Annotated in this window: 5 protein-coding genes; all 5 read right to left on the minus strand. The window is 39.2% G+C overall.

Annotated features, from left to right (window positions below):
• Nucleotides 1-13: 13 nt before the first annotated feature.
• Nucleotides 14-3,358 carry a SusC/RagA family TonB-linked outer membrane protein gene (locus QNI15_RS05320; RefSeq protein ID WP_314030906.1) on the minus strand — a complete coding sequence of 1,115 codons (3,345 nt, stop codon included), beginning with the start codon at nucleotides 3,356-3,358 and terminating at the stop codon, nucleotides 14-16.
• Between the two features lie 263 nt (nucleotides 3,359-3,621).
• The gene (locus tag QNI15_RS05325) at nucleotides 3,622-4,728 is read right to left on the minus strand and encodes a FecR family protein (protein WP_314030908.1); all 1,107 of its coding nucleotides are present in this window, start codon (nucleotides 4,726-4,728) and stop codon (nucleotides 3,622-3,624) included.
• 87 nt (nucleotides 4,729-4,815) lie between these two features.
• Nucleotides 4,816-5,424: an RNA polymerase sigma factor gene (locus tag QNI15_RS05330; protein WP_313999243.1), complete on the minus strand. Its 609-nt coding sequence runs from the start codon at nucleotides 5,422-5,424 to the stop codon at nucleotides 4,816-4,818.
• A gap of 192 nt (nucleotides 5,425-5,616) precedes the next feature.
• A complete protein-coding gene (locus tag QNI15_RS05335; protein WP_314030910.1) occupies nucleotides 5,617-6,003 on the minus strand; it encodes a VOC family protein in 387 nt (128 codons plus the stop codon).
• Nucleotides 6,004-6,056: 53 nt separating this feature from the next.
• Entirely contained in the window at nucleotides 6,057-6,440 is a 384-nt protein-coding gene (locus QNI15_RS05340) for an AraC family transcriptional regulator (RefSeq protein ID WP_314030911.1), read from the minus strand.
• Nucleotides 6,441-6,596 lie beyond the last annotated feature (156 nt).

Genomic DNA, 6,596 nt, shown 5'->3' on the forward strand with positions numbered 1-6,596 from the left:
CCGTTTAGGTGGATTAGAATTTCACATTGACACCTAGTGTAAATGTCCGCGGCTTAGGATATTGGAAGAATACCATATTTTGTCCCCACTGCTGATCACTCCATGAGGTAGCTTCCGGATCATAGCCCTGAAAATCTTTGGAATGAAATACAAAAGCATTCTGCACACTTGCATATACACGTAGTGTTTTCAGATGTAAACGCGTAAGCAGATCACTGCTGAAATTATAACCGGCTGTAATGGCATTCACCCGTAAATAAGAACCGTCTGCCAGCCAGTGGCTATCAATTTCACTATTTTGCCCTGCATAAGCCTGGTTACGGATTTCCTGTACCATTGTGTTTTGACGCTCAGGAGTCCATCCTTTAGTCAGAATTGAACGTAGGCCGTTGGCAATACCTGAACGGTCTTCTGTAGAGTGATAGAATTGCTGAAGGATATCCACACCATATACAAACTGCAGGTTGACAGATAAATCGAAATTACCATAGGTAAAGTTATTGATAAAGCTACCAGTCCAGTCAGGTAAACCTTTGCCTAAGATCTTTTTAGCTACAGAGCGTTTAGCTTCACCAGGCAAATAACCACGCTCAGCGGCTTCATCTGCTTCAGCAGTACTCCAGGTTCCTAATCTCTCATACCCCCAGAAAGAACTTAAAGATTCACCTACACGCAGAATAGTCTGACTACCAGAAACCCAATAAGGCCCGGATTCTATATCTTCATTATTCTCACCTAGTTTTTCAATCCGGTTTTTATTGTAGTTAAAGTTTAATGAACTCTGCCATGAAAACTTGCCACCTCTTACGATTGCACCAGTTAACAATACTTCAAAACCTCTGTTGGATACTGATCCGATGTTATCCCTTACAGTCTGGAAACCAGTAGTATGAGGAACTGGTCTGTCTAACAACAGATCTGTAGTCAACTTGTGGTAGTAGTCCAATTCAACAGACAACCGACTTTTGAACATAGACAAGTTTACTCCCACATCAAAAGTACGGGTACGTTCCCATTTCAGATTAGGGTTTGCCAAACGTGTTACATAACTATCGGAGGCACGATTTCCGTTTATAAGTACAGTACCAGAGGCAACAGTTGCCAGGGAACCGTATGAAGGAATCTCTGTATTACCTGTTACGCCAATGCTGGAACGTAACTTTAACTCATCAATAGAAGAAAGGCCTTGTAGAAATGGCTCATTTGATAGCACCCAACCCACACCCAGAGATGGGAAAAAGCCATACTTATTATTAGCACCAAACCGGGAAGAACCATCCACACGACCTGTCAATGTTACCAGATATTTATCTGCGTAAGTATAACCTGCACGAACGAAATAGGAGTTCATAGCCCATTTATCAAAATCGGAGTTTGGAGCACCTGGCTTACTGGCAGCCTGAATACGATTATATTTAAAGAAATTATCAGAGAAGCCTTCCGCCTGTATTGAGTTTTGCTGATAAGTGCGTTCCTGCCAGCTCAAACCTAACATAGCATTGACTCTGTGTACTTCTGCCAATGTTTTGTTATATGTCAGATACGTTTCTTCCTGCCAGTAGTTTACCTGCTGAGTTTCCAGATAAGCCCGACCCAGTGGAGAAGAAATATTTAACAGATCAGTTGGATAGTATTCCTGAAAATTCCGGTTATGTTTATCAAATCCAAACTGAGTACGCAGATCTAAACCTGGCAAAATGTGAAAGGTGGTAAACAGGTTACCAAATAACTGTGTACGTTTTCTTCCTCTTTCCTGTGTTTCAAGCACATGCACAGGATTTGCCATGCCTTCCAGACGATAATCATCTGTCACCATGGAGCTATTGCTCCAGGTACCGTCAGGGAATTTTACTGGAAAAATTGGGGGCATCTCAATCATTGTACGACGTGGCATCTGATGTCCACCACCTTCTTCTGCCTCATTTTCGACCGTATAGTTAGCTAAAACGTTCATGCCAATAGATAACCACTTTTTAGGATTTGCATCAAAAGCAATCTTTCCATTCAAGCGGTTTAGCCAACTGTTCAGCATAATCCCTTCCATTCGGGAATAATTCAAGAATGCCCCAAAAGAAGAATTTTGTCCACCCTGTTGAATAGAAATCTGGTGATTGTAGGATACAGCTGTACGAGTAGCTTCTTTTTGCCAATCTGTATCATACAGCGGATTACCATTAGCATCAAACAGACGTGGATCATTGGCTGTAAAAGTTGCTGTTTGCCCCGGACGATACTTGGATGTATGCTCCATACCAGTCTTCACCACTTCCATCCATTCTTTGGCATTCAGCAGATCCATTTTCTTACGTAGTTGTCCTATGCTGATATACCCATCATAACCGACACTAATCCCTTCTTTTTTCGTTCCCCGCTTGGTCGTAACCAGAATAACGCCATTGGCACCTCTTGCCCCATAAATAGCAGCAGAGGAAGCATCTTTCAATACATCAATACTTTCAATATCATTAGGATTCAAAAACCGAATATCTTCCATTACGACACCATCCACTACATACAAAGGACTCAATGTAGAGTTGATAGATCCAGCACCACGAATTACTACTCTTGGGCTACCAGTAGGAGATCCGGAATTAAGAAATATATTTACTCCGGCTACTTTTCCCTGTAAGCCCTGCAATGCATTATTAACAGGAGCTTTTAGCAATTCCTCTCCGCTTACATTAGCAACTGCACCTGTTACATCAATTTTCTTCTGGGTACCATAGCCTACTACTACTACTTCATTCAAGGCTTTGATATCTGGTACCAACGTTATATTTACAGATGTACGATTACCAATAGCAATCTCTTCCGTTGCATATCCAATAAATGAAAACACCAAAGTTCCACTGCCATCTGGAGCAGATAATGTGTAGTTTCCATCTTTATCTGTGGAAGTACCTACAGTAGTGCCTTTTACACTTACACTTACACCAGGTATTCCTGCATTATTTTCATCTGTAACTTTTCCTGATACTACATGGGCAGCTTCAGCTAACATATCATCTGACTGCTCAATTAGGGACGATCCGGAAGGTTGTTTATGCAATATGATGCGTTTGTCATTAATAGCTTCATAATATACCTGCAATGGTAACAGGATTTTGTTTAACAACGTGGATAGTTGTTCATCCGTAACTGAAAGTGTAATACGTTCACGGCTGGCAAATACATTTGTCTGATATGAGAATCGTACATTTGCCTGCTTCTCGATCCTGGCAAGTACACTTTCGACAGTCTGATTCTCTACATGAATAGAAACTTTCTGTTCAAGTACCGATTGAGCTTTGCTATCTGTTGCTGACGCTATGCTGGCAAAACATATGGCAATAAGTAGTTGTATTACTGTGATGCGCATAATTATCCACAGTAAGGATGGATGTAAAGAAAAATGCATACATTTGTGCGTTTTGTTGAACTGATTAGGATTAGTTAGGGCAAAACCATCCTTTCTGGTTTTGGCGAACCGGTTAGAAAGGATAGAATTTTTGGAGCTGATGAGTCTCGACCCTCATCGGCTCTTGTCATTCTGTATTAAGGTGGTAGTTGTTTCATAATGTAAGTGGCTTTTAAAGTGATTTTATTTAGGTTATTTGATTGAGGCCAGAAGAAGTTCAACTGTTAACTACACTCTTTACTTTTCACAATAATCTGTGTTTCTACTATCTGATAGTTGGTATTCAATACTCTACAGATAATCTCAAGACGTTCAAAAAAGGTCTCATTGGAAAAGCTAGTATTGATACGACAATTTTTTAAGGTCTCTGCATCAAATACAAGATCTACATTGTATGTCTTCTCTAGTTCTTCAAATAGTTCGACTACTGGCTTATCCATATACACAATTTCACTAACAATTTTCGGTCTAATTACTGGCAGAGGATTATTGACTAGTGAACGTTCCAGTCTTTTGTCAAGCTGCGAATAAGAAGCACGCTGATTTGCACTTAACAAAAACTGAGGTTTTATTTCTGACAAAGGTTCATTTACAAAATTCGCTACAGCTACAGCCACACAACCCGTTCGTACATCTACCTCGATATCTGACTTTTCATCGTGTGCTTTCACCCAAAAGCTGGTACCCACTACTTTGGTTATCACCTGTCCTGCATATACCACAAATGGTCTTGCTGTGTCTCTTTTTACTTCAAAAAAGCCCTCTCCTTCCAGATATACTTTGCGAATATTTCCAAACGAAGGAGGATAACTTAGGCGGCTCCCTTTGGTAAGGATGACAGAACTACCATCTGGTAAGGATATCTGTAGACTGTCAGAAGAAATATTTCTGGTTTCAGAAAGCTTTTCTGGTTGATACTCTATCAGATGCTGATAGGTAATTGTGTTAGAATGAAACAATATGGGCTTATTATATAACCATACTCCACCCACTACTATCACTAAAGATGCCGCCACCCAGCCTAGATAGGTTCGCCACAATGAACGTGAAATAGAGTCACTCTCAAAGTCCTCCTTTTCTGATTTTGCTATTGTACGTATCACTACATTTTGCCACATCTGTTCAATCTGTACTTCATCAGGTACTATAGCAGGCGTTTCCTTTATTGCCAGAATTAATGCTTTAGCCTTCAGAATATCCTGATATTTCTCAGGATGTAAGCTCAGGAACATTTCCCAAAAAGCAGATGTATCTTCAGTAGGATGTAAAACCCACTGACAAAAGAACTCATTCTCTACGAAGTCCTGAGGAGTATAGTCTTCAAAAGGCATTTCGGATTAACTTATATTTTTTCTTACTAAAGGTATAGAGAGAAAAAAATAGTTTTTAACCCTTCATTTATAAAAAAAAATTAAAAATTATGCTATTAGCAGGAAAACATAAGGTAATAGTGAAATCAGTAAGGATTTTGGAAAGTGCTGTCTGAGTTTTGTTAGAGCTTTTCCGGTAGTATTTCGTGCAGACTGGGTGGTAATATTCATAATCTGAGCAATTTCTTCATAGCTCAGTTCTTCAAAAAAACGAAGGTGCAGACACTCATATTCACGCTTGGGCAATTCTTGCAAACAACTTTTTAGTAAATACACACTCTGTCTGAAGTTCTCTTCTGTAATAATAAACTGTTCAACAGTATGTTCTGCAACCAACAAATCAAGATAACTTTCAGATACGGAGAGTGAACTCACAAAATTGTGCTCCTGAACCACAAGGGTTAACCGACGTCGGGTACAGCTTAGCAAATAGGCTTTTGCATTCTGTATCTTACCGATTGATTCTCTTCTATTCCAGATTTCAACAAATGTATCCTGTACAGCATCCTGCGCCTTGTCTTTACTACCACTCAGGCGATAGGCATAATTGTACAATACTTTTACATACCGACGATACAATTCTGCAAATGCGTCACTATCCCCATTTTGCAGGTGTTGAAATAAAACTTCATCATGATTTTTTTCAGAAGGTTGCATTTGTACACCAGGTTTAGTAACACAAATGTAAGATTTGCAGCAAAATATAAAAAAAAATATCTTAAATTGAATTAAACAAATAAATCTGCAAACTTTCTAAAGTAGGCTATAAAGACCAGAGCCAGAGAACTATTTCAGCACAAAAGCTAAAATAGTTCTCTGGCTCTGATAGATAGAAAGGCTTTGGACTTACTAAAGTACTTGAAAAATCTGGATACGATTGCCACACGTGTCATTAAAAACCGCAATTTTTGCAGTCCCCATTTGTGTAGGTTGCAAACTAAACACAACATTTAAGGATACCAATCGACTGTACTCAGCATCTACATCATTTACCTGAAAAGCAACCAAAGGAATCCCGGCTTCAAACAATGCTTTCTGGTAAATCTTTGCTGGTTCAAAGGCTATAGGCTCCAGAACAAGCTCTACACCATCGAGTACATCTTTTGAAACTAAAGTAAGCCATTTATGCTCTCCCATTGGAATTTCTGTTTTTTTGATAAATCCCAATATCGTGGTGTAAAAGTTGAATGCTTTATCCTGGTCATCGACGAGGACACTCAATAAGCTAATTCTCATGATTTCTCTGTTGGTTTGTGCCAGCAAATATCCCGTTTAAGCATCTAAGTCACTTATCGAAAATTGCTTTTCTGACGATAGTCGGAAGGTGTTAAACCAGTGTATCTTTTGAATAAAAGAGAAAATGAAGTGGGACTCTCAAAACCTATCTGAAAACAGGTGTCCATAACAGACATATTTTTACTTAATAGAATCTTTGCTTCACTGATCCTGCGTTCTATCAGATACTGATGAGGAGTGCGGCCATAGCAACGTTTGAATAAACGGATGAAATGAAATTTCGATAAGGAGACCTTATCTGACATAGAATCTATACAAATAGATGAACCTGAATGCTGATCCATCAGTTTACGCGCCTGGATTAACCGATCTATGATATAGGGTTTAGGATAATACTGTTCTCTGATCCGCAAAACTTGTTGATTGTAATATGTCATAAGTACTTCAACTAAATTAGCTCATATTACTGACTGCTGGACAAACGGAATAAAAGCGAGGCAGTAGTAGTTATCAATGTGTGAAAAAAGAAGAAAAACTACTCCCATCGCTTTTGAACAAATTTAAGAAGGATTTGCCCAAAAGCCAACAAACCC

Source organism: Xanthocytophaga flava, from assembly GCF_030068545.1.
GTDB classification, from domain to species: Bacteria; Bacteroidota; Bacteroidia; order Cytophagales; family 172606-1; genus Xanthocytophaga; species Xanthocytophaga flava.